The following is a 21,473-nucleotide window of genomic DNA, read 5'->3' on the forward strand; positions in this document are numbered from 1 at the left end:
CGTAGGGGCCCGCGGGACCGCCGGGTGGCACCGGGCCGCCCGGACCCATCGGGACACCGGGACCCATGGGGGCACCCGGACCGCCGGGGCCGCCGGGGACTGCCGGACCGCCGGGCGGGACGGGGCCTCCCTGGCCGGCAGGGCCACCGGGGCCACCGGGTTGACCCGGGGCGGCGGCCTGCGGGGGCTGACCCGGCCCAGGCTGCCCGGGCTGCTGCGGCCACTGGGGCTGCTGGGAGGGATCGGGGAAGGACAATCGGACCTCCGGCGGAGAACTGACGGGGCGCGGAACGCGCGGTGGATCGGTGGGTCTGATGCACACCGGTCCCCGGATGGTTCGCGATCGGTACCCGTCGGGTGGTCAGGGGAGAATCGGGGAGCTGGCTGGGGGTGGGGTGACCCGGGCCCACAGCTGCGCCGCGGGGCCCGGGTTCTCGGGGGCGAGGCCTCAGGAGGCGGTGTTCAGGTCGACGCCGCTGTAGGCGGAGAGCTTGCTCAGGCGGTGCTCGCTGTGCACCTGGCGTACGGTGCCGCTGCGTCCGCGCATCACCAGCGAGTCCGTGTGCACGCGCGCGGACTCGTACCGCACACCGTCCACCAGCTCGCCCTCGGTGATGCCCGTCGCCGCGAAGAACACGTCGTCGGAGCGGACCAGGTCGTCGGTGGACAGTACGCGGTCCACGTCGTGCCCGGCCTCGATCGCCTTCCGGCGCTCCTCGTCGTCCTTGGGCCACAGGCGGCCCTGGATCACACCGCCCAGGCACTTCATCGCGCAGGCCGTGATGATGCCTTCCGGGGTGCCGCCGATGCCCAGCAGCAGGTCCACACCGGTTCCCTCACGGGCCGCCATGATCGCGCCCGCCACGTCGCCGTCGGTGATGAACTTGATGCGGGCCCCGGACGCGCGCACGTCGTCCACGATCTGCTCGTGGCGCGGGCGGTCGAGGATGACCACTGTGATGTCCTGCGGAGACTTGCCCTTTGCCCGGGCAACCGCCCGCACGTTCTCGCCCACCGGAGCCGAGATGTCCACGGCGTCCGCTGCCTCGGGTCCCGTCGCGAGCTTCTCCATGTAGAAGACCGCGGACGGGTCGAACATGCTCCCGCGGGGGCTCAGTGCGATCACCGACACCGCGTTCGGCATCCCGTTCGCCGTCAGGGTGGTGCCGTCGACCGGGTCGACCGCCACGTCCCAGTCGTGCCCGCCGCCGTCGCCGACGTTCTCGCCGTTGTAGAGCATCGGGGCGTTGTCCTTCTCGCCCTCGCCGATGACCACGGTCCCGTTCATCGAAACCGTGCTGATCATGTGCCGCATGCCCCGCACCGCAGCGCCGTCCGCGCCGTTCTTGTCGCCCTTGCCGACCCAGCGGCCGGCGGCGAGCGCAGCCGTCTCGGTCACACGGACCAACTCCAACGCCAGATTGCGGTCGGGCGTGGTGGGGTTACCGGGCTGCGACATGGACATGACACCTTCCGTCAGGGAACAGGGCGGGATGCACGTCTTAGGGTAGTCACCCGAGGTGAACCGAGCGGCCCGTGGGTCGGCCGTGTCACGTGCGGGCCGACCGGCGAGGGAGTGAAGAGGGCGTGACTGTGGACAGGACGGGCAAACCCACGAGAACCTCCCCCCGAGGTGCGGCCACGCGCAGTGCTCTGCTGCGTGCTGCGGCCCAGGTCTTCCGGACCGTCGGGTTCGCCAAGGCCGGAGTGAGCGAGGTCGTCTCCGTGGCCGGGGCCAGTGTCGGCAGCCTCTACCACCACTTCAGCGGCAAGGCCGACCTGTACCTGGCACTGTACGAGGAGTTCCAGGAACGTCAGCAGGAACGCACCCACCGGGCGGTCGTCGAGGCGCGCGCCGCGGGTGAGGGCGATCCCACACGTCTGATGAACATCGCCGCACGCGCCTACCTGGTCGGCTGCATCGAGGAACGGGAGACCACCCGTCTGTTCTTCAGCGGCGACGGCCCGCCCGGGTTCGAGTACCAGCTGCGGGAGCGGTTGACGGCGTGGACCGACCGGAACGTGGCACTGTTCCGCAAGGCCGACGAACCGGTCGACGAGGCGCTGCTGATCGTGGTCTCCGGATCGATGCTCGTGGCCGTGGCCGAGGTGGTGCGCCGCGACGACGTCGACGCACGCCGTCTCGCCGACGACATCACCGACCTGTTGAGCACGCTCCAGCCGCGGCGCCGTGACGCGGAGGTCGCCCCGGGGTGAAGGAGGGGCCCGAGTGTGCTCGGGCCGCGAGAATCTTGCTACCAGAGCAGGGTTCAGCGCCGATATTGGCTCTGGTAGCAAGATCCCCGACCCAGAACCGGCCCTAAGCCGGACCCGGGTCGGAGTCCCCACCAACCTGCGGCAAGCTGGGATGTGCCATGAGTGAGTACACCCGGTCCACCGCGACCTTCAAGAACTACGCCATCTCCCTCGGGATCATCGTCGGCATCCTGCTGTTGATGTACGTCGTCGTCGCGACCCGCTCGGAGGAACACATCCCGACGGTGGAGTACGGGCCGGACGCCCGGTCGCTGCAGTCCGAGGCCGAGTACCCGGTGACGCTCCCGCCGGAGGAGCTCCCCGAGGACTGGACCGCGACCAGCTCCCACCTCGACATCAGCGAGCCGGTGGAGTGGAGTCTGGGCTTCGCGACCCCGCAGGACAGCCACGTCATGATCACCCAGAGCGACGACAACCGGGAGACCGTGCTCGCCGACCGGGTGCGCGACGCGGATCCGGTCGGCACGGTCAACGCCGGCGACCGGGAGTGGGACCACTACGACAACGACGACGACTGGCGTGCCCTGGTGTCGGAGGAGGACGACCACACCCTGGTGGTCTCCGGCCCCGCCGACCTGGACGAACTCGCGTACATGGCCGAGGGCCTGCGCCCCGCGCCCGAGGACGGCGACGGGAACGGCGATGCCGGGGCCGAGGGCACCGACGCCACCGAGGATGGCGACGGCGCCGACGAGTCCGGGACCGACCCCTCCGACGCCTGACCCATCACCCCGATCCGCCCCTGGACCGGGACCGGACACACGACCGGGGGCCGCCGTGCAGCACGGCGGCCCCCGGTTCACTTCGGGAGGGACGGGGATCCCTCCCCGGGGCGGGGAGGCTTGCGCCACCGACCCGTCGGTCCGTCGTTACTTCTGCGCCTCGGTCTGCTCGTCCTGCTCGGCACGCAGGTCGCGCCGCAGCTCCTTGGGCAGGGAGAAGGTGAGGTTCTCGTCCGCCGTGGTCACCGGGGTGACCGAGCCGTAGCCGTGGGCGGCGAGCTTGTCGAGGAGCTCGCGCACGAGGATCTCCGGAACAGAGGCGCCACTGGTCACGCCGACCGTGGTGACACCCTCCAGCCAGGACTCGTCCAGGAGCGAGGCGTTGTCGATCAGGTGGGACGCGTCGGCACCGGCCTCGAGGGCGACCTCGACCAGGCGCACCGAGTTCGAGGAGTTGTCCGACCCCACGACGATGACCAGCTCGCACTCGGGCGCCATGGCCTTCACGGAGTCCTGGCGGTTCGAGGTGGCGTAGCAGATGTCGTCGCTCGGCGGGTCGAGCAGGTTCGGGAACCGGTCGCGCAGCGCGTCCACGGTCTGGTTGGTCTCGTCCACCGAAAGGGTGGTCTGGGAGAGCCAGGAGACGTTGTCCGGGTTGCGCACCTGGACCTTGTCCACCTCGTCGGGGCTCTCCACGATCTGGATGTGCTCGGGGGCCTCACCGCTGGTGCCCTCGACCTCCTCGTGGCCGATGTGTCCGATGAGGACGATGTCGCGGTCCTCGGAGGCGAAGCGCTTGGCCTCCTTGTGGACCTTGGTGACGAGCGGGCAGGTCGCATCGATCGTCTTCAGCTGGCGCTGGTCCGCCTGCTCGTGCACGGCAGGGGAGACACCGTGGGCGGAGAAGACCACGATCGCGCCCTCGGGGACCTCGTCGGTCTCCTCGACGAAGATCGCGCCCCGCTCCTCCAGCGTGCGCACCACGTGGGTGTTGTGCACGATCTGCTTGCGGACGTAGATCGGAGCGCCGTACTGCTCCAGGGCCTTCTCGACGGTGATGACCGCTCGGTCGACACCGGCGCAGTAACCCCGCGGGTTGGCGAGCAGCACACGGCGTTGGTTCGTCGCAGTCGTCGCACTCATGGGTCACATCCTAGGTGGGGTGCGGAGAGGTGGGTGGCTCTCGGGCCTTGTGTGGTAGACGGCACTGCGCCAGTCCAGTGTCACGCCCTCTCTCCACCGTAAGTGCTGTGTGAATGTGACGGGATCGCAACAGGACGTATCCGGTTCCGCAGCGAAGCACAGGGATCATGCACTTGTCCCCCTGCTCATGGTGTTCCACCCTCCTCTATCCTGGTTCACCATCACATCCGTCAGAGGCGGTTCGCCCTCAACTCGGCCTTGCCTGGTTTTCTGGAAGCGCGCCGCTGGCCCAAAAGCCGAGACCCTCAGGAGCCCCCGTCCTATGTCGAACCCGTCGATCGTCACGAAGCTGCTGACCCTGGTCAAGGGCGCCTTCGGCCGCAAGGAGGCCGCGCCCGCCCCGGCCGCGGCGCCCGCCGCGCAGGAGACCCGGGGCGAGGGCGAGGGGGACAGCGCCCGGAACGGTGCCCCGGAGCAGGGGAGCGCCGCGCCCGTCGAGACCGGAGGGGCGCCGGAGGCCGCTGCCGCGCCGGAGGGGTCCGAGGCGGCCGAACCCGCCGCGCCCGCCGGCGAAGAGCCTGCGGAGAGCGTGCCGGCGACCTCCTCCGAGGCGCCCGTCTCCGAGGCGCCCGCTGTCGGAGCCCCCGCAGTGGAGGAGGCCGACGAGCCGGCCCCCGCCACCGACGACGTTCCCGAGAAGAAGGCCGCCATCGCGGAGGAGCTCTCCACGAACGAGGACCACACCGAGGTCGCCAGTGAGGACGTCCTGGAGCGCGTTCGAAAGGGCGCTGCCCCCGCCGCTGAGGACCTCGCAGTTCCGACCTACGACGAGCTGACCCTCCCGTCCGTCCGTGCGCGCCTGCGCAAGCTCACCATCGATCAGGTGCGTGACCTGCGCGCCTACGAGGTGGCCCACGAGTCGCGTCCGGAGTTCGTCAAGATGTACGACAACCGCATCGCCAAGCTCCAGGCCGAGGGCTGAGCCCCGCGGCAGGCAGCACGACGCCGCACCACCGGGCCCGACCAGCGCCAGAACCCGGCGCACGGTCGGGCCCGTGGCGTGTGCGGGCATGCCCAGCACGCCCCGGGAGCGCCCGCGGTCGGATCTGTCACCGGTTTCGCCTAAGGTCCCTGACATGGGAATGGAGAGCTCCGCCGAGGCGCCGCAGCCGGTCCGCGTCGTCCTGAACGCCGTCGGCCAGTGGATCGGCCGTCTGGGCCGGATCTGGGTCGAGGGCCAGATCGCCGAGCTGAACCGGCGCGGCCGCATGGCCTACATCACCCTTCGCGACCCGGTCGCCAACGTCTCCGCCAACGTCGTCTGCCCCACGTCCGTGCTCGACGCGCAGAGCCCGCCCCCCGAACCGGGCGCCCGCGTGGTCGTGCACGCCAAACCCGACTTCTACGAACCCCGCGGCCGCTTCTCCCTGCGCGCCCTGGAGATCCGCCACGTGGGCCTGGGCGAACTCCTCGCCCGCTTGGAACAGCTCCGCCGTACCCTCACCGCCGAGGGTGTCTTCGACGCTGCCCGCAAACGCCCGCTCCCGTTCCTGCCCAACACCGTCGGGCTCGTGTGCGGTCGCGACTCCGCTGCCGAACGCGACGTCCTGGAGAACGGCCGCCGNTCCAGGGCGAGCGCGCCGTCCGCGAGGTGATGGAGGCCGTCCGGGAGCTGGACGCCCACCCCGAGGTCGACGTCATCGTCGTCGCCCGCGGCGGCGGCTCCCTGGAAGACCTCCTGCCCTTCTCCGACGAGGCCCTCGTGCGCGCCGTGGCCGCCTCCACGACCCCGGTGGTGAGCGCCATCGGCCACGAACAGGACGCGCCCCTGCTCGACCACGTCGCCGACGTGCGCGCCTCCACCCCCACCGACGCGGCCAAGAGCGCCATCCCCGACGTGGGTGAACAGCTCGAGATCGTGCGACAGCTCCGCGACCGGGGCCGGCGTGTGGTCCAGGGCGGGCTGGAACGCGAGTTCTCCTGGCTGCGCAGCGTGCGTTCTCGCCCGGCGCTGGCCGATCCGGTGCGGGAGGTCGACCGGCTCACCGAACAGGTCGTGGAACTGCGCGACCGGGCGCGCCGCAGCCTCACCATCTCCCTGGACCGCGCCGGCGACGGCCTCGGACACACGCGCGCACGCCTGCACGCGCTCTCGCCCGCCACGACGCTCGCCCGCGGGTACGCGATCGTGCAGCGCGAGGACGGCGCCGTGGTGCGTTCGGCCGCAGACCTGAGCGAGGGCGAGGAGCTCCGGGTGCGCCTGACCGAGGACAGCCTGCGCGCGACCGTCACCGAGATCGAGGCCGCCGGAGAGCCTTCCGCGGCGGCCCACACCGACACCACGGGGGGCGGGGACCCCGCGCCCGCCGAGACGACCGAGGGGGAGAACCCGTGAGCCAGGACGCCGATGCCGGGAACACCGCAGGGAACGGAGCCGGGAACGGCACCGCCGCCGAACCGGAGATGAGCTACGAGGAGAGCCGGGAGGAGCTCAACAACGTGGTGCGCCAGTTGGAGTCCGGCGGACTGAGCCTGAAGGACTCCCTGGCGCTCTGGGAGCGGGGCGAGGAGCTCGCGCGCGTGTGTGAGCAGTGGCTGGAGGGCGCCCGCGCCAAGCTGGCCGCCGCGATGGACGAGCGCGAGGAGGACCGGGACGGTTCCGAGGGTGAGGGGAACGCAAGCCCGACACCGTTCTGAACCGGGGAAGTGCGGCTCTGAACCCGGGCACTGCGGCCCGGGTCAGCGGCGGCCGTTGAGCTCGTCGCCCAGGTCGCGCAGGTTGCCGGGCAGGCCGCGGAAGACGGCGATCACCAGTACCAGCGCGGTTCCCAGGAACAGGTACGGGGCGACCTCGGCCAGGCGGGAGGCCAGGCCGAGCACCAGGACCCGGGCGAACCCCTCGTTGCCGAGAGCGAGCACGCTCTCGGCGGCCACGACCGAGACGAAGAACGCGATGGGCGGGCTCACCGACAGCGACAACAGGTCGGGCGGGCGCACCATCGCGGCGGTCAGCAGGCAGGCCGCGGTGAAGGCGATCCCGGGGAGGGCGGGCCACGACCCGGCGTGCGCGATCATCGTCCCCGCGAAACTGAGCAGGGCGATGAGGAGCACCCCGCCCCGGCCGGTCAGCCTGGGCGTTCCGGCCGGCCGCTCCACCGGCTGTTTCGCGGGGTGCCGGCCCTTGGCCGCAGGGCGGCCGGCCCGGGCGGGGCGTTCGGTGCTTCGCTGAGTCTTCTGCGCTGCGGCCGTGCCCCGTTCCCGTGCCTTCGTCCGCACGAAGTACGGAGCCTCGCCGGGCTCCGGACCTTCTTTTCTGCGCGGGGGCATGACTGTGCGCCTCCCAAGTGTGTTACTCACAGTGTTTAGTGTGTCACTTCTCGTGAGTGTTCGGTGTCTTTTCCGGGGATCGTGTCGCTCTTTTGTCCCCTTGCCCTTTCCGCGCCGAACACGCCTTCCGGGGCTTGGACACCGACTTCGCCCCTCCTGGTTCCGGGGGCCTTCCCACGACTTCCGGAAAGAAGCATCGATAAGCGGCGAGAAGTGTCAAGAAGGGGAAAACGGACTATTCAGGTCAGGCCGGTGTTCCCGTTGTGGGCGTGCTGAATACCGTCGCCCCCGAGGTGCACACCCTCGACCAGCTCCGGCGCGGACAGCGCACGCGTGCTCTCCTCCACCCCGGAGGGCCGGTCCAGGTCTCCGTCGACCAGCCCGAGCTCCTCGAACCGCCGCGCCGTCACCAGCACCCGGCTCTCCAAGGAACCCACCGTCTGGTTGTAGGCCGCCACCGTCCGGTTCAGCGCCTTGCCCAGGCCGTCCACGTGGCCGCCCAGCTTCGACAACCGTTGGTGCAGCTGCTTGCCCAGGTCGAAGACCTCCCGCGCGTTCTCGCTCAAGGCCTCCTGCTGCCACGCGTACTGGGCCGTGCGCAGCAATGAGATCAACGTCGTCGGGGTCGCGATGTGCACCCGCCGTGCCATCGCGTGCTCCAGCAGTCCCGGGTCCTGCTCCAACGCGGGGGCCAGGAACGCCTCACCCGGGATGAACAGCACCACGAACTCCGGCGCCGGTGTGAACGAGGCCCAGTACGACTTGCCGGCGAGCTGGTCCACGTGCGTGCGCAGCTGCCTGGCGTGTGCACGCAACCCCGTGTCCCGGTCGGCCTCCTGCTCGGCCTCCACCGCGTCGAGGTAGGCCGACAGCGGCACCTTGGCGTCCACCACGATGTTCTTGCCGCCCGCCAGGCGCACCACCATGTCCGGCCGCTGCGACCCGTCCGGCGTGCTCGCCTGCTCGTCGAAGTCGCAGTGGGAATCCATCCCGGCCAGCTCCGCGACCCGGCGCAACTGCACCTCGCCCCATCGGCCGCGTGCCTCCGGCCGGCGCAGCGCCGTCACCAGCGAACGCGTCTGGTCACGCAGCCGGTCCGACCCCTCGCGTACCAGATCCACCTGCTTGGCGAGTTCTGCGTGGGCAGAGGCCCGTCCCGCGTCCGCCTCCCTCAGCTGGCGCTCGACCCGCAACAGGGTCTCGGTCAACGGCTCGACCATGCGTTCCACCGCCCGGCGCCGTTCGTCCAGGTCACCGCCGGCCTCCGCGTTGACCGCACGCAGCCGGCCCTCCGCCAGTTCCATGAACCGCTGGTTGGTCTGGTCCAGGGCCTGTGCCGACAGGGACCGGAACCGTTCGGCGAGCTGCTCGTCCATGTACTCGGCGCGTTCGCGGGCCGCCTGCGCCTCGGCGCGGGAACCGGCATCGCGCGAGCGCGCCGCCAGCCACCCCAGGGCCGCGCCGACGGCCAGACCGACGAGGAGCGTGAGCAAGAGTGCAAGACCGTCCATGCGGCCCCATGGTGTCAGTCGCTGAGCGCCTCCCGCTGCCCGACGGCGCCACCGGCGGTGATGTTGCCACCAGAGCCGATATCGGCTGTGAAATGGGCCCGGACGGCAGGATCCCCGGACGAAGGGGGCCGGCGACTCAGTTCTGCGAGCCCGGCCCGGGGACCGGCAGGCACCCCGCCAGCGCCGACCGCCAGGCCAGCACCGACCCCCAGTACTCCGGCCGCGGCTCGTGCGGGGCCAGCAGCCACATGCGCTCCCATGACGGCGACTCCCGGGCCGAGATCATCATGCGCGGGGACGGGGGCACCTCGTCGCGCACCGGGTACCACCAGTACTCGAGGGGTTCCAGCAACGCCATCAGGCGCTCCTCCAACCCACGGTCGGGACGCACCTTCACCAGCACCCACGGCCGGTGCCGGCGCAGGACCTCCAACGCCCCCGCGATCACGTCCGGTTCCGAACCCGCGGTGTCGACCGTGACCACACGCGGGCGGGTCGCTGCCTCCTCGTTCCACCGCGACAGGGACACGAGCGGAACCTGGGTGTGCGCCAGATCGGTACGCGTGGCCCCCGACACCGTCGCGTTGCACATGTCGTTGTGCGAGGACCGCCGCAGCCGCGCCGTCCCGTTGTAGTTGCCGACCGCCGTGCCCACCACCGTGAAACCCAGGTCGCCCGAGCCCGAAACCGTGCGCGCCGCCGACGCCAGCTCCGGGGTCGGCTCGAACGCGAAGACCGCACGCCGCGACCGGGCTGCAGCCAGGGCCGCGTACACCCCCACGCCTGAACCGACGTCGAGCACAGCGCCCGGCTCGGCGTGCTCGACCGCCGCCAGGAAACGGGCCAGGCTCGCCCGCTCGTGCTGGGCCAGACCGAACCCCGCCAACCTGCGGGGCACCGTCAGATAACCCGGAAGCTCCAGCTCGAGGCGGTCCGGACCGGCCTCCGGCCACCCCTCCGGCCTCGGCAGGTCCACAGTGAGACGGCGCGACCACGGAGGCAGGCGGGACGCGTCCAGCCCGCCGAACCGGCGCGGCAGACGGGTCCGCAGGCGCTGTGTGGCGAAACGCACGAGCGGATAACGGCGCACGAGCGCACGCAATTGGTCGGTGACCACAGTGTTCCCCCCAGAAACGGTGCCGCGGCCAGGGCTGCGGACCCGCACCGTCGACCGTGACCCCCTCGACGGCCGGGGAACGGCGGCCGGGCCACCTCCCCCTTCGGTGTCGCACCCCTCACAGGCCGGTGGACCGGCCCGCGAGTCCCTCCCCCTGCTCGCGGCTGTGCCTCGACAACACGCTCCGAACCTACTGCGTGTGGCCGTCGGGGCGCATGCGGTTTCCGGGATCGGCCTGGGCCGACCACGACGAAGGATCGGCGGCCCCGATGCTCCGCATAGACTCGGGACCTGTGAGTCTGACAATCGGGATCGTCGGCCTGCCCAACGTCGGCAAGTCCACCCTCTTCAACGCATTGACCAAGAACGACGCTCTGGCCGCGAACTATCCGTTCGCGACCATCGAGCCCAACGTCGGGGTCGTGGGTGTGCCCGATGCCCGGCTCGGCACGCTGGCGGAGATCTTCGGCTCGGCGAAGGTCCTCCCGGCGACCGTCGACTTCGTCGACATCGCGGGCATCGTGCGCGGCGCCTCCACCGGTGAGGGCCTCGGCAACAAGTTCCTCGCCAACATCCGCGAGAGCGACGCCATCTGCCAGGTCATCCGGGCCTTCGAGGACGCCGACGTCACCCACGTCGACGGCGACATCGAGCCCTCCCGCGACATCGAGACCATCAACACCGAGTTGATCCTCGCCGACCTCCAGACCCTGGAGAAGGCCGTCCCGCGCCTGGAGAAGGAAGCCAAGCGCAACGCCAAGGACAAGGCCGCCCAGGAGACCCTGCAGGCCGCGCGCGACGCCCAGAAGGCCCTGGACGAGGGCACGTCCCTGTCCGTGGCCGAGGGTGTGGACCTCGAGCGGCTGCGTGAGCTCAACCTGCTCACCGTCAAGCCGTTCATCTACGTGTTCAACCTCGACAGCGACGAGCTCGCCGACGAGAAGCTGCGCGCCCGCCTGCAGGAGCTCGTGGCGCCCGCCGAGGCGATCTTCCTCGACGCCAAGATCGAGGCCGAGCTCGCCGAACTCGACGAGGACGAGGCCCAGGAGCTGCTGGAGTCCCTCGGCCAGACCGAGTCCGGCCTCGCCCAGCTCGCCCGCGTCGGGTTCAACACCCTGGGCCTGCAGACCTATCTGACGGCGGGGCCCAAGGAGGCCCGTGCCTGGACCATCAGGAAGAACGCCACCGCCCCCGAGGCGGCCGGGGTCATCCACACCGACTTCCAGCGCGGCTTCATCAAGGCCGAGGTGGTCTCCTTCGACGACCTCGTCGCGGCCGGGGACATGCAGACCGCGCGCTCGGGCGGCAAGGTCCGCATCGAGGGCAAGGAGTACGTGATGGCCGACGGCGACGTCGTGGAGTTCCGCTTCAACGTGTGACCGGGCGCGGGGGCGGCGCGGCCTGCGCCGTCCCCGCGAGCCCGGCAGCAGCGGCGAGGGTCAGATGACCGCCTCGCCCTGCCAGAAGTCCCACGTCGTGCCCCACGGGTCGGTGACCGTGACGGTGCGGGGCCCGTACGGCTTGTCCACCGGTTCGTCGACCTCGACGCCGGCGTCCCTGATGCGGCGGTACACCGCGTCCGCGTCCGGGACCCCGATGATCAGGTAGCCGCCGGACGGTGAGGACGCCCCGCCGCCGAGGCTGACCTGGGCCGCTCCGACCGCGATCCGCCCCTCGTACCAGCGGCCCTCCTCGTCGCGTGCTGCTTCGGCCGGACCGAACCCGAGAACGCGGGTCAGCCACTCCGCGGCCGCATCGCCGTCGGGGTAGCGCAGGTACGGGCTGAGGCTCAGGAACGTCGTGTCGTCATCGTCGCGCTGTGTCATGGCGTCAGTCTTGCACCGTGATGCGCGGGGGTTCTTCTAAGGAATCGGCCTCCACGCCGATGTGGAACGGGTCGCCCCGGGCTGGCTGCCGTCGGCCACGTACCAGAGGTATGCGACGACGCTCGTCGGGGCCGGCGACCGGGGAGGCCGTCCACAGGCTTCCGTCGCACTTTCACGTTGACAAGGCCCGTCCCGGCGCCGGGGGCAGCGAGGGTGCCCCCGGGCGCCAGAGCCCCGATGACGCCGATCGGCGAATGCTATCATGAGTGATAGCAGGCCAGGGGAGGTGGTCTCGAATGGCGTCCATCATCGTGCGAGGGCTCGACCAAGCGCTCAAGGAGCAGCTCGCCGCACAAGCTGAGGAGCACGGGCGCTCCATGGAGGCGGAGGTCCGCGACATCCTCACGAAGGCGGTGCGCAGGCCGCACATCGGTCTGGCGCTCATGCGGGCAGCACAGGGTGTGGGCGGCGTCGACGACCTTCCGGTCCCTGAACGGGACGACGAGGCGCGCGCGGTGGAGTTCGAGTGATCGTCCTCGACCCCAATGTCATCTCTGAGCTGTTCCGGTCGGAGCCCGACGCCCGCGTCGTGGGGTGGCTCGAGTCCCTCACGGGGGAGGTCGCCATCACGTCAGTGACCCTCGCGGAGTTGCTGGCCGCGGTGCGTCGCCTTCCGGACGGTCGGCGCAGGACGGAATTGTGGTCACGCATCGAAGCAACGGTCGAGCCGTACCGTCAGACCCGTGCCGTGCTCACTTTCGACGCTGCTGCGGCCGAGCGTTACGCGGAGATATTCGCTGCGAGGGAGGTCGCCGGGCTGCCGATCAGCACGGCTGACGCGCAGATCGCCGCGATCTGCCGCGTACACCACGCCACCTGCGCGACGCGCAACGTCAAGGACTTCGTGCACACCGGTATCGATCTGGTCGACCCGTGGAACGCCTCGGGGACTGTCTGACCGAGCTGTCGCGGCGCTCGACGGTGCTTCCACAGCGGCGACCTGCCCGATCGGTACCGAGTCCGTTCACAGAGTTTCTCTGATTCCGGCGCAACCGGCTCTGTCGTGACTGTACGATCACGGTGTGCAGCATTACAGGGCACGATGGTCGTCGACCTCCTCCTGAACGCCTGCGCTCCTGCCGGGGCCGTGCCCCTCACCCCTCCGATGGACACGGACCCCCGCGGCTCCCCCCGCGGGTTCTCGACAACCGGGGCCGGGCGCCCTCCTGCGGGAGGCGGTCGCGCCGCCTCGCGCGCTGCACAACGGCGGGCGTGTGCGTCGCACACACGCCCGCCGTCGGCCGTCCCTCGGGGCGCGCACCCCGAGGGACGGCCGCACCTCCGTGGCCGTCCGGTTTGCGGGCACGGCCCTTCTCATGTGCGGGTCCCCAGGCGTCGGCGGCACATTCGTCCTCAGTCGTGGCCCGGCTCGGGGCCGCGCAGCCGCAGACGGTCGCGGAGTGGCCAGGTTTCTACGAGGCCCACTTCGACGAGCGCGACCTCTCGGGGTGTGGAAGGCCTGGCCCCTCGGCCCCCGAGGACGGCGAGGACCCCACCCGAGTACCCCGACACGTGCGGAGGGCCAGGCGCGGCCACCGCACGCCCCCGCACCGGTGCACCGGACCGGTGTCAGGACGTGCGGAGGGCCAGGCGCGGCCACCGCACGCCCCCGCACCGGTGCACCGGACCGGTGTCAGGACGTGCGGAGGGCCAGGCGCGGCCACCGCACGCCCCCGCACCGGTGCACCGGACCGGTGTCAGGACGTGCGGAGGGCCAGGCGCGGCCACCGCACGCCCCCGCACCGGTGCACCGGACCGGTGTCAGGACGTGCGGAGGGCCAGGCGCGGCCACCGCACGCCCCCGCACCGGTGCACCGGACCGGTGTCAGGACGTGCGGAGGGCCAGGCGCGGCCACCGCACGCCCCCGCACCGGTGCACCGGACCGGTGTCAGGACGTGCGGAGGGCCAGGCGCGGCCACCGCACGCCCCCGCACCGGTGCACCGGACCGGTGTCAGGACGTGCGGAGGGCCAGGCGCGGCCACCGCACGCCCCCGCACCGGTGCACCGGACCGGTGTCAGGACGTGCGGAGGGCCAGGCGCGGCCACCGCACGCCCCCGCACCGGTGCACCGGACCGGTGTCAGATCTGTTCGCTGTTGTGGTTGGTCCTCGCGGAGGCGACGGCCTCGTCCTGAGGTCCGCTGTCCTGCTTACCCTCCTTGATGAACAGCGCACCGACGATGCCGAGGGACCCGATCACCGCTGCGACGGTGAAGGCGACGTTCACCCCGTGGATGAGCCCTTCCACGCCGTGCACGGCCGGGTCCTGCGCGGTCCCGGTCATGACCGTGACCAGAAGGGCGGTTCCGACGGAGGCGGCGATCTGGCGCATGGTGTTGTTCAGGGCGGTGCCGTGGGGGATCATCCGCTGCGGCAGCTGATTGAGCGCCGCCGTGGTCACCGGCATGATGATCATCGCCGTGCCCAGCATGCGTCCGGTGTTCACCGCAGCGATGTAGGTGAAGGGCGTCTCCGGGGTCAGGCCCGCGAGCATGAAGGTGGTCACGGTGAGCAGAGTGAACCCGGCGACGGCGAGCCACTTGGCCCCGAACCGGTCGTAGATGATCCCGGTGACCGGAGACATGATGCCCATGAGCGCGGCACCCGGAAGGAGGGCCAGGCCGGCTTCCATCGCCGAGAAATCGTTCATGTTCTGCATGTACAGCGGAATCATGATCATCCCGCCGATCATCGAGATGAACACGCACATGCCCAGCACGGTGTTCAGCGTGAACATCGGGTTCTTTAGGGTCCGGAACTCGAGCATCGGATCGTCCGACTTCAACTGGCGCCGGACGAACACGGCCAGGACCACCACACCGACGACCAGGGGCAGAAGCACCTGGGGGCTCGCCCAACCGGAGTTGCCGCCGGCGCTGAAGCCGTAGAGGAGCCCTCCGAAGGCGATCGAGGACAGAATGATCGAGAGGATGTCCAGGCGGGGGAAGGTGCGCTCGGTGACGTTGGCGAGGATGAAGTGGCCGACGATCATGGCGATCACGGAGATCGGCAACATCATCAGGAAGAGCGTCTGCCACGGGAAGCTGTCCACGATCCAGCCGGACAGGCTCGGCCCGATGGCCGGGGCGAACGCGATGACCAGACCGAACGTCCCCATGGCCCTTCCACGCCTGTCGCGGGGGAAGATCGCGAAGAGGATGGTCTGCATGAGAGGGATGATGATCCCACCACCTGCGGCCTGAACGACCCGTCCGGCGAGCAGCACCGCGAACGTGGGGGCCAGTGCGCACAGGATGGTTCCGACCGAGAACAGCCCCATCGCGGTCATGAAGAGCGCGCGTGTGGTGAACTTCTGGATGAGGAACGCCGTGGTCGGGATCATGATCCCGTTGACCAGCATGAAGACCGTCGTCACCCACTGCGCGGAGTTCGCCGTGATGCCGAAGTCCCTCATGAACGCGGGCAGTGCCGTGTTCAGCAGGGTCTGGTTGAGGATGATGACGAAGGCGCCCAGGACCAGGACCGACAGGACGAGGTTGCGGTTGACCGGCGCAGGGGGCGTGGGCGCCTTCCCCGTGTTCTCCGGCCCATCCGGGCCCCGGGCGTCGGACGAGGGGACGACGGCTCTCTCGGGCAAATGAATCGCCTTTCCGCGCGTGGCCCCGGGGCAGTGCTCCTGGAGGGCCTGGTGGTCTTCGACGGCCGGTTTCGATCCATGCGCCCGCGCTACGGCAGGCCGAGGGTCGTGTCCGTCACCTGGGTCGCCGGGTGGTGCCAGTCGGTCGGCCGCGGTGGGTCAGCGGTGGGTCATGGGTCATCACGCGCATCGCGCCCGCTGCGGGGCGGCAGTACGTCCGCGGTCCTCAACGCACGATCTTCGGCGTCGAGTCCTGACGGGCCTCGGCGGCCCTCGACTACCAGGGTAATCATTGTTTACCCCAGGTCTGTCGCCCGGGGAGGGTCATGAAGCGGGTCCGGTCGCACATGCCCAGGGCACGGCGGGATCCTCGGCGCGAGTGGTGTTGCCCACGTCCGGGGGCAGGGGGCGGGAGAGCGGGGGTGCTGCGCCGGTCAGCCGTTCGGCATGGTCGGCCGCCGAGCCCGTCAGTCCTCGGGGCGGGGGCGGTNCCTCGGAGGTGATGCGCATGTGCTCGGTCGACGGGTTGTGCGCGAACTCCCACAGGTGTCCGGCCGGGTCGGCGACGTAGCCCGAGTACCCGCCCCACCCCTTGGCCGCGGGCTCGCGCACCCCGGTCGCGCCGGCCTCGACCCAGCGTTCGAACATGGTGTCCACGTCGCCGGGGGAGTCGAGGTTGACGGCCATGGTCACGCCCCGGAACACGTCGCCGCCGTCCCCGGGCGAACCCGGTCCCGTCCCCGGGGGCAGTCCCGCGTCCTCCGCGAGGTCGTCCCAGCCGTACAGTGCCAGCGCCGGTCCGGTGGTGGGCAGGAAGACGATGGCGCCGAGGTCGTGCCTGCGCTCGAACCCGACAGCCTCGTAGAACTCCGCTGCACGGGCCACATCGTGGACGCCCAGGGTCAGTAGTGAGAATCGGTGATCCATGGCCGGGACCCTAGTCCGCACCTGTGACACCCTCCCGACCGGCCTCCGGAGCTCGGCTTGAGGCCTCCAGGGGGGAACGGAGTTCCTCTTGGGGTTGAGTCCTTGCTCTCGCGCGGCGCAGGTCTTCCTGACCGGCGGGTGACTAATGGCTTTCCGGTCGAACCAGAATTGGGTCACCCTTCTCACCCAGCTGGAGTGATTCCTGTGGAGGAAGTGGCCATCGCACCTTTTGGGATGTTTGTTCGGTGCGTGCAATGCGCCGAACCCGGGGAAACGCGGAGCCGTCAAGGGCTCTCCCAACCCGCACAATGCCTCACTATAGGGATGGGGTAGACAAGACCTTGGCGAGGCCCCGACAGCAACGTGGTCACAAAGCACGGACAACGTGGCGGCGCCGTGCACAGGCGTCGTACCGGCGCCGGGCGCACGACCGCCCGGCGAAGGGCCGACCACGTGCCGACGGCGCAGCGTCGAAGCAGACGAAGCAGGCCGGGCGACGACGTCCAGTGAGGAGGCGGGGATGGCGAAGGGCGCACGGCGCGGCACCGCCGTGCAGGACCGGGCCGAGGAGACCGGGTTCGACGACGGGTTCGACGAGCCGTCCACCAAACCCCCGGGCCGTTGGGCCGGCGGGCGGTGGCTCGTCGGTGCCGGACGCGTGGTGCTGTGGGTCTTCATCGCCGTCGTCATCGTCAACGGCATCATGATCCCCCTCCGCGGCGGCTTCGCACTGCCCGCGGCCGACGACGCACCCGAACAGACCGAGTCGGTCGACTACCCCGAGACCGCGGCCGCCGCGTTCGGCCTGCGCTTCGCCGAGGTCTACCTCAACACCGAGGAGTCCGGCGAGGAACGCCTGGAGGCGCTGGCTGCCTACGTGCCCGAGGGCCAGGCCGCCGACCTCGAGCTGCCCGCCGACAGCCTCGCCGCCGAGAACCTCACCGTCTTCGCCGTCGACGTCGAGAACGAGAACAATGCGATGGTCGTGGTTCGCGCCGACGTCAACGACGAGCCCATGAGCCTGGAGGTGCCGGTCTACTCCGACGGCGACTCCCTCGTCGTTTCGGGCCGTCCCGCGCTGCTGGGCGCACCCACCCGGGCCGAGCTCCCGCCCGGAGCCTCCTTCGAGACCGACGACGCCGCCGCACAGGAACTCCAGGATGTGCTGCCGGGCTTCTTCGAGGCCTACGCGCAGGAACCCGGCCATCTCGACCGTTACGTGGAGGCCGACGCCTCGATCACGCCGCTTCCGGCCAATAGCCTGGAATTCGCCGAACTGTCCGAGATCACGGTGCCGTCCCGGTCCGCGTCCGGTGAGGAGGACGTCCGCAGGGTGGCCGCCACGGTCGAGTGGACCCTCCCGGCCCCCGACGGGAGTGGGACCGGACAGCTGACCCAGGATTACCTGGTGACCGTCGTCGACCTCGGCGGCGAGTGGCACGTGCGCGACATCCAGGGCTCCCCGCGTTCGTACGGCGAATGACGGGGACAGTAGGCAAGGAGACGAGAAGGACATGCTGACACCAGAGTCGACACCGGGAGGCGGCGACTGACATGCTCCCCCTGCTGTCTTCCACAACGGACGCCCTGAACGCCGGCGGCACGGAACTCCTCAATCTCGCGGTGGAGACCAACACCAACGAGAACGCGCCCGACACCGGCGGCCTGGCCGACTTCCTGCGCGGCTTCTTCGGTCCCCTCTTCCTCGTGATCGTCTCCATCGTGGCGGTGTTCTTCCTGTTCACGCGGGAGATCACGCGGTTCGCGCAGTTCATCATCCTGGCGATCTTCATCGGGATCGTCTTCTACGTCCCCGGCATCATCGAGGTCATCGCGGTTGCGCTCGCTCGGGCGATGGGCGTGTCGACGGAATAAGGCGAGGGAGGCCGGCAAGCGTGGATCTGCCCACGTACACCAACATCTGGCGTATCGAGAAGCGGCTCTACAAGCTCTACGACTTCCGGCTTCCCATGCCGCTCCCGGTGGGGACCTTCGGGGTCGCCATAGGGGTTTTCCTCATCTGGGTGGTGCTGCTGAGCATCCTCAACGCCCCGTTCGCCTTCGGCAACGGCTGGCACCTGGTGCTGTGGGTCGTTCCGCCCGGGGTGATCACCGTGCTGGCCACCCGGCCGGTCATCGAGGGCAAACGCCTCACGGAACTGCTGATCTCGCAGGCCCGGTTCCTCACGGAACCTCGTGTGATGACCCGCCTGGCGCCCGAGTACGAGCCGGGGGAGCTGCGGGTGTCGGGGCGTGTGTGGCACCGGCACCCGGACGCGGGTCCGCTGCCGATGCCGGGCCGCCGGAGTGCCGAGGGCGAGCACGGTGCCGCGGTGGCCGGGGAGCACGTTGAGCACGACGCGGCCGGTGCTACAGCGGACGTGGTCGTGCCCGACGCCCCGCCGCTGCGCGGGGTCGCCGGACGTGCGCAGGCGGAGGCGGTGCACGCGGAGCCGTGGGAGGAGCTGTACACCCCGGCCGAGGGCGCCCGCCGGGCAGAGCCCGCGGACGCTGCCGAGAGCGGACACGCCGCAGCCGACCACCCCGCCGCTGACCATGCGCACGCCGAGAGCGCCGGTCGGCCCGAGGGCGCTGCAACCGAGGTGTCCGCCGGACCCGCCGAAGCCGCCGAACCCACCGAGCGCGGAGGACTCAGGAACCGCGGAGCGGACGGTGCCGTCGGCCGCCCGCACCCCCCGGAGACCGTGCACGGCGCGGCCGGGTCACACGATGTCCAGGAACACGAGGACGGGCCGACCCGAGCCACCGGGCCGCGAGCTCCGGAGTCCGCGGAGTCTTCCCGGTCCCAGGAGCCCTCCGGTGACTCCGACCCCTCCGGGCCCGGTGCGCGTGAGCGCGAACGGGTACCGGCCTTCGCCGCTGCCGGCCCCGCCCGGGAGGCCACCGGGCGGGAGCGGCAGCCCTCCGCGGTGCACGACGGGTACCAGGAGTCGGAGCCCGAGCCACGCGCCTTCACCCGCGCCTCGGCCGACCCCGGGCCCGCCGGCGATGGTCGCAGCGTGGGGCGCAAGGTGCTCAACTACTTCGGGTTCGCGTTGGCATCCGGCCCCGCCGACCCTTCCGGCGGTGACGGGGGACAGGGCTCCGGACGCGGACGAGGCTCCGGCGGGGGTGACGGTTCGGACGGGTTCGAGGACGCCGGCGACGACGCCTCCTTCGGCCGCTCCGAGGACGAGGGCCGGGGCCGTGAGAACGGTCAGGGCGATTCCGTGGGACAGGACGACTTCGACGGGTTCGACGACCCGGTCTTCGTCACCGAGGAGGACGAGGACCGCGACCGTGACGCCTGGTTCGCGTCGCTGCGTGCATCCTCGGGACACACGCCGGTGGGGCTGACCTCGAAGGGCGCCTACACCGGAAGCGACACCGGCCCGATGTCGAGCGAGGAGCTCGCGGAGGCGGCCGGTTCCCGGGAGGAGTCCGCGCCGGCCCGTCGGCTGCGCGGGCGCATCCAGGGGATCCAGGTCACGCGGGAGCTGGACGGGCGCCGGAACGAGAGCGAGCGCCTGGAGGCGGCCGCACCCGAACGTGAGCAGGAAGGCCGACAGGGGCACGAGCAGGAACGGGGCTCCGCGCGCGGACGTGCGCCGGAGCCTGCCCCCGAGCGTCGGCGCGCCCGCGCCCAGGGGCAGGCGTTGCCGCCCGAGACGTCCGAGTCGCAGACGCACTGCGCACGGGGCGGCGACGGGCAGGCCGCCGGAGCAGCGGGCACCGCGATGCCCGGCGCGCCCGAGCAGACCGCCGGGGCCGAGCAGGCGCCTGCGCCGAAGCGGCGTCCGCATGCGGCCCCGTGGGAACTGGATCGCGGCCATCGGACGCAGAAGGGCCGTGAGGCCCGCCGCAACGCCCCGGGCAGTCGGGACGGCGGCGGGGGTCGGGGGGACCTGCCCGACCTCTCCGACTACGCGGCCCGGTTCGCCGAGGCCACGGGTCGCCCGGCGACCGAGGCGTACCAGGTGCCGTGGTTGCCTCCCGCATCCGGCGCACCGGCCGAGAGCGGGGAGGACACGGAGCACGGCCCTGCGCCCGGCCGTGCCACGGAGGACCGCGCGGACGGTGCGGGTGCCACGGACCGGGGCGCGCCGGACACCCATGGGGCGCACAACGCGCCTGCCGTCGACCCCGCGTCGGTGGAGGAGAGCGCGCCCTCCGGGCACTTCGCTGCGGCCTGCGGCGGCACGGCCACCCTGGACGAGGGCCCAGGTGCCCCGGGCACGGACGCGCAGGCCGACACGTCCGGCGGTACGTCCGCGGGGGCCTCGGCGGACGCCGACCCCGGCGTCGGGTCCGTGGACGGCCCCGACGCGGCAGCCGCAGCCCGCCCCAAGCCCTCGCTCCAGCTCGACCACGGCACCGGCGAGCACGACGCCATGCCGCGCCGCGAGCACGAGGACCCGGACGCCCACGGCCCCGAGTGGAACGAGCACATGTCCGTGCTCGACCACCATCTCAGCAAGGCCGACACCCCGGCGCCGCCACGCCCCAAGTTCGCCGACGCCGTGCCCGGCGGCGAGCGCGAACCGGAGCAGACCGAGGCCGCTGCCTGGTTCGACGACGGTGGGCGCCGACATCCTGATCAGCCCCGGGCCGGTGACCGCGGCAACCCGGTCATCTCTGCGCGGGAGTTGCGTGAGCGGGAACGGGTCCGGGACCGGAGTGAGGAGGACGGTTCCGAGCGGGACGCTCTCGAACTGGACGACCGTCAGCAGGAACAGGCCGGCGCCGATGGCGGGTCGACCGGCACCGGTACCGCCGGGACCGCCGAGCAGGAGCAGGCGGGCGCCGACAGCACCGGTGCGGGAACGTCCGCGCCGAAACCGCCGACCCAGCTCGACCACGGGACCGGCGAACTGGCGAGCTTCTCGGAGGTGAAGGGGGAACAGGCCCATTCGGCACCGTCTTCTGCTGCCGACTCGGCTGCCGGAACGGCTGCCGTCTCCGGC

The 21,473-nt window shown here is 71.2% G+C and carries 18 protein-coding genes and 1 pseudogene; 11 read left to right on the forward strand and 8 right to left on the reverse strand.

Features of this window, described 5'->3' with window-relative positions; all coding sequences use genetic code 11:
- Nucleotides 1-448: 448 nt before the first annotated feature.
- Nucleotides 449-1,465 carry a class II fructose-bisphosphatase gene (gene glpX, locus D474_RS0117755; RefSeq protein ID WP_017614882.1) on the reverse strand — a complete coding sequence of 339 codons (1,017 nt, stop codon included), beginning with the start codon at nucleotides 1,463-1,465 and terminating at the stop codon, nucleotides 449-451.
- A 128-nt stretch (nucleotides 1,466-1,593) separates the two neighbouring features.
- On the opposite strand from glpX, the gene D474_RS0117760 reads away from it, so the two are divergent.
- Entirely contained in the window at nucleotides 1,594-2,217 is a 624-nt protein-coding gene (locus tag D474_RS0117760; RefSeq protein WP_026118589.1) for a TetR/AcrR family transcriptional regulator, read from the forward strand.
- Nucleotides 2,218-2,375: 158 nt separating this feature from the next.
- The gene (locus D474_RS29120) at nucleotides 2,376-2,999 is read left to right on the forward strand and encodes a DUF4245 domain-containing protein (RefSeq protein ID WP_017614884.1); all 624 of its coding nucleotides are present in this window, start codon (nucleotides 2,376-2,378) and stop codon (nucleotides 2,997-2,999) included.
- 147 nt (nucleotides 3,000-3,146) lie between these two features.
- On the opposite strand, the gene D474_RS0117770 is transcribed toward D474_RS29120, so the two are convergent.
- Entirely contained in the window at nucleotides 3,147-4,142 is a 996-nt protein-coding gene (locus D474_RS0117770) for a 4-hydroxy-3-methylbut-2-enyl diphosphate reductase (protein ID WP_083931866.1), read from the reverse strand.
- A 322-nt stretch (nucleotides 4,143-4,464) separates the two neighbouring features.
- On the opposite strand from D474_RS0117770, the gene D474_RS0117775 reads away from it, so the two are divergent.
- From D474_RS0117775 to D474_RS0117785, 3 genes and pseudogenes are all read left to right on the forward strand, one after another.
- Nucleotides 4,465-5,124 (forward strand): hypothetical protein, encoded by a 660-nt coding sequence (locus D474_RS0117775; RefSeq protein WP_017614886.1) that lies wholly within the window; start codon nucleotides 4,465-4,467, stop codon nucleotides 5,122-5,124.
- A gap of 154 nt (nucleotides 5,125-5,278) precedes the next feature.
- Nucleotides 5,279-6,537 (forward strand): annotated as a pseudogene (xseA, locus tag D474_RS29125) (exodeoxyribonuclease VII large subunit).
- 68 nt (nucleotides 6,538-6,605) lie between these two features.
- Entirely contained in the window at nucleotides 6,606-6,839 is a 234-nt protein-coding gene (locus tag D474_RS0117785) for an exodeoxyribonuclease VII small subunit (RefSeq protein ID WP_051051019.1), read from the forward strand.
- 42 nt (nucleotides 6,840-6,881) lie between these two features.
- Here D474_RS0117785 and D474_RS0117790 read toward each other — a convergent pair whose 3' ends face one another.
- The 3 genes from D474_RS0117790 to D474_RS0117800 form a co-directional block, all read right to left on the reverse strand.
- Complete coding sequence (locus D474_RS0117790) at nucleotides 6,882-7,469, reverse strand: DUF6542 domain-containing protein (RefSeq protein WP_026118590.1); 588 nt, start codon at nucleotides 7,467-7,469, stop codon at nucleotides 6,882-6,884.
- Between the two features lie 239 nt (nucleotides 7,470-7,708).
- Nucleotides 7,709-8,980: a DNA recombination protein RmuC gene (locus D474_RS0117795; RefSeq protein WP_017614889.1), complete on the reverse strand. Its 1,272-nt coding sequence runs from the start codon at nucleotides 8,978-8,980 to the stop codon at nucleotides 7,709-7,711.
- Nucleotides 8,981-9,116: 136 nt separating this feature from the next.
- Complete coding sequence (locus D474_RS0117800; RefSeq protein WP_017614890.1) at nucleotides 9,117-10,097, reverse strand: FkbM family methyltransferase; 981 nt, start codon at nucleotides 10,095-10,097, stop codon at nucleotides 9,117-9,119.
- Between the two features lie 293 nt (nucleotides 10,098-10,390).
- On the opposite strand from D474_RS0117800, the gene ychF reads away from it, so the two are divergent.
- Complete coding sequence (gene ychF / locus D474_RS0117805) at nucleotides 10,391-11,476, forward strand: redox-regulated ATPase YchF (protein ID WP_026118591.1); 1,086 nt, start codon at nucleotides 10,391-10,393, stop codon at nucleotides 11,474-11,476.
- 60 nt (nucleotides 11,477-11,536) lie between these two features.
- Here the strand turns inward: ychF and D474_RS0117810 are convergent, their stop codons facing one another.
- The gene (locus tag D474_RS0117810; protein WP_017614892.1) at nucleotides 11,537-11,923 is read right to left on the reverse strand and encodes a VOC family protein; all 387 of its coding nucleotides are present in this window, start codon (nucleotides 11,921-11,923) and stop codon (nucleotides 11,537-11,539) included.
- Nucleotides 11,924-12,219: 296 nt separating this feature from the next.
- Here D474_RS0117810 and D474_RS0117815 point away from each other — a divergent pair, with 296 nt between their 5' ends.
- A complete protein-coding gene (locus D474_RS0117815; protein WP_017614893.1) occupies nucleotides 12,220-12,453 on the forward strand; it encodes a FitA-like ribbon-helix-helix domain-containing protein in 234 nt (77 codons plus the stop codon).
- A complete protein-coding gene (locus tag D474_RS0117820; protein ID WP_017614894.1) occupies nucleotides 12,450-12,881 on the forward strand; it encodes a type II toxin-antitoxin system VapC family toxin in 432 nt (143 codons plus the stop codon). Before D474_RS0117815 ends, D474_RS0117820 begins: the two co-directional genes overlap by 4 nt.
- A 1,183-nt stretch (nucleotides 12,882-14,064) precedes the next feature.
- Here D474_RS0117820 and D474_RS0117825 read toward each other — a convergent pair.
- Both D474_RS0117825 and D474_RS29130 read right to left on the reverse strand, forming a co-directional pair.
- On the reverse strand, nucleotides 14,065-15,582 hold the full coding sequence (locus tag D474_RS0117825) for an MDR family MFS transporter (RefSeq protein WP_017614895.1): 1,518 nt from the start codon (nucleotides 15,580-15,582) through the stop codon (nucleotides 14,065-14,067).
- A gap of 324 nt (nucleotides 15,583-15,906) precedes the next feature.
- On the reverse strand, nucleotides 15,907-16,509 hold the full coding sequence (locus D474_RS29130) for a VOC family protein (RefSeq protein ID WP_017614896.1): 603 nt from the start codon (nucleotides 16,507-16,509) through the stop codon (nucleotides 15,907-15,909).
- A gap of 520 nt (nucleotides 16,510-17,029) precedes the next feature.
- Here D474_RS29130 and D474_RS0117835 point away from each other — a divergent pair.
- The 3 genes from D474_RS0117835 to D474_RS33460 form a co-directional block, all read left to right on the forward strand.
- On the forward strand, nucleotides 17,030-17,992 hold the full coding sequence (locus D474_RS0117835) for a conjugal transfer protein (protein ID WP_017614897.1): 963 nt from the start codon (nucleotides 17,030-17,032) through the stop codon (nucleotides 17,990-17,992).
- Between the two features lie 71 nt (nucleotides 17,993-18,063).
- Nucleotides 18,064-18,384 (forward strand): hypothetical protein, encoded by a 321-nt coding sequence (locus tag D474_RS0117840; protein WP_017614898.1) that lies wholly within the window; start codon nucleotides 18,064-18,066, stop codon nucleotides 18,382-18,384.
- 20 nt (nucleotides 18,385-18,404) lie between these two features.
- A partial coding sequence (locus D474_RS33460; RefSeq protein WP_026118592.1) for a TcpE family conjugal transfer membrane protein occupies nucleotides 18,405-21,473 on the forward strand: 3,069 nt, incomplete at its 3' end.

It is taken from the genome of Nocardiopsis salina YIM 90010 (assembly GCF_000341025.1).
GTDB classification, from domain to species: domain Bacteria; phylum Actinomycetota; class Actinomycetes; order Streptosporangiales; family Streptosporangiaceae; genus Nocardiopsis; species Nocardiopsis salina.

Coding starts and splice junctions, on each gene's coding strand:
- D474_RS0117835 (WP_017614897.1), top strand. CDS start 17,030: ATGGCGAAGGGCGCACGGCGCGGCACCGCCGTGCAGGACCGGGCCGAG.
- D474_RS0117770 (WP_083931866.1), bottom strand. CDS start 4,142: ATGAGTGCGACGACTGCGACGAACCAACGCCGTGTGCTGCTCGCCAAC.
- D474_RS0117790 (WP_026118590.1), bottom strand. CDS start 7,469: ATGCCCCCGCGCAGAAAAGAAGGTCCGGAGCCCGGCGAGGCTCCGTAC.
- D474_RS0117810 (WP_017614892.1), bottom strand. CDS start 11,923: ATGACACAGCGCGACGATGACGACACGACGTTCCTGAGCCTCAGCCCG.
- glpX (WP_017614882.1), bottom strand. CDS start 1,465: ATGTCCATGTCGCAGCCCGGTAACCCCACCACGCCCGACCGCAATCTG.
- D474_RS0117785 (WP_051051019.1), top strand. CDS start 6,606: ATGAGCTACGAGGAGAGCCGGGAGGAGCTCAACAACGTGGTGCGCCAG.
- D474_RS0117815 (WP_017614893.1), top strand. CDS start 12,220: ATGGCGTCCATCATCGTGCGAGGGCTCGACCAAGCGCTCAAGGAGCAG.
- D474_RS0117840 (WP_017614898.1), top strand. CDS start 18,064: ATGCTCCCCCTGCTGTCTTCCACAACGGACGCCCTGAACGCCGGCGGC.
- D474_RS0117795 (WP_017614889.1), bottom strand. CDS start 8,980: ATGGACGGTCTTGCACTCTTGCTCACGCTCCTCGTCGGTCTGGCCGTC.
- D474_RS29120 (WP_017614884.1), top strand. CDS start 2,376: ATGAGTGAGTACACCCGGTCCACCGCGACCTTCAAGAACTACGCCATC.
- D474_RS0117775 (WP_017614886.1), top strand. CDS start 4,465: ATGTCGAACCCGTCGATCGTCACGAAGCTGCTGACCCTGGTCAAGGGC.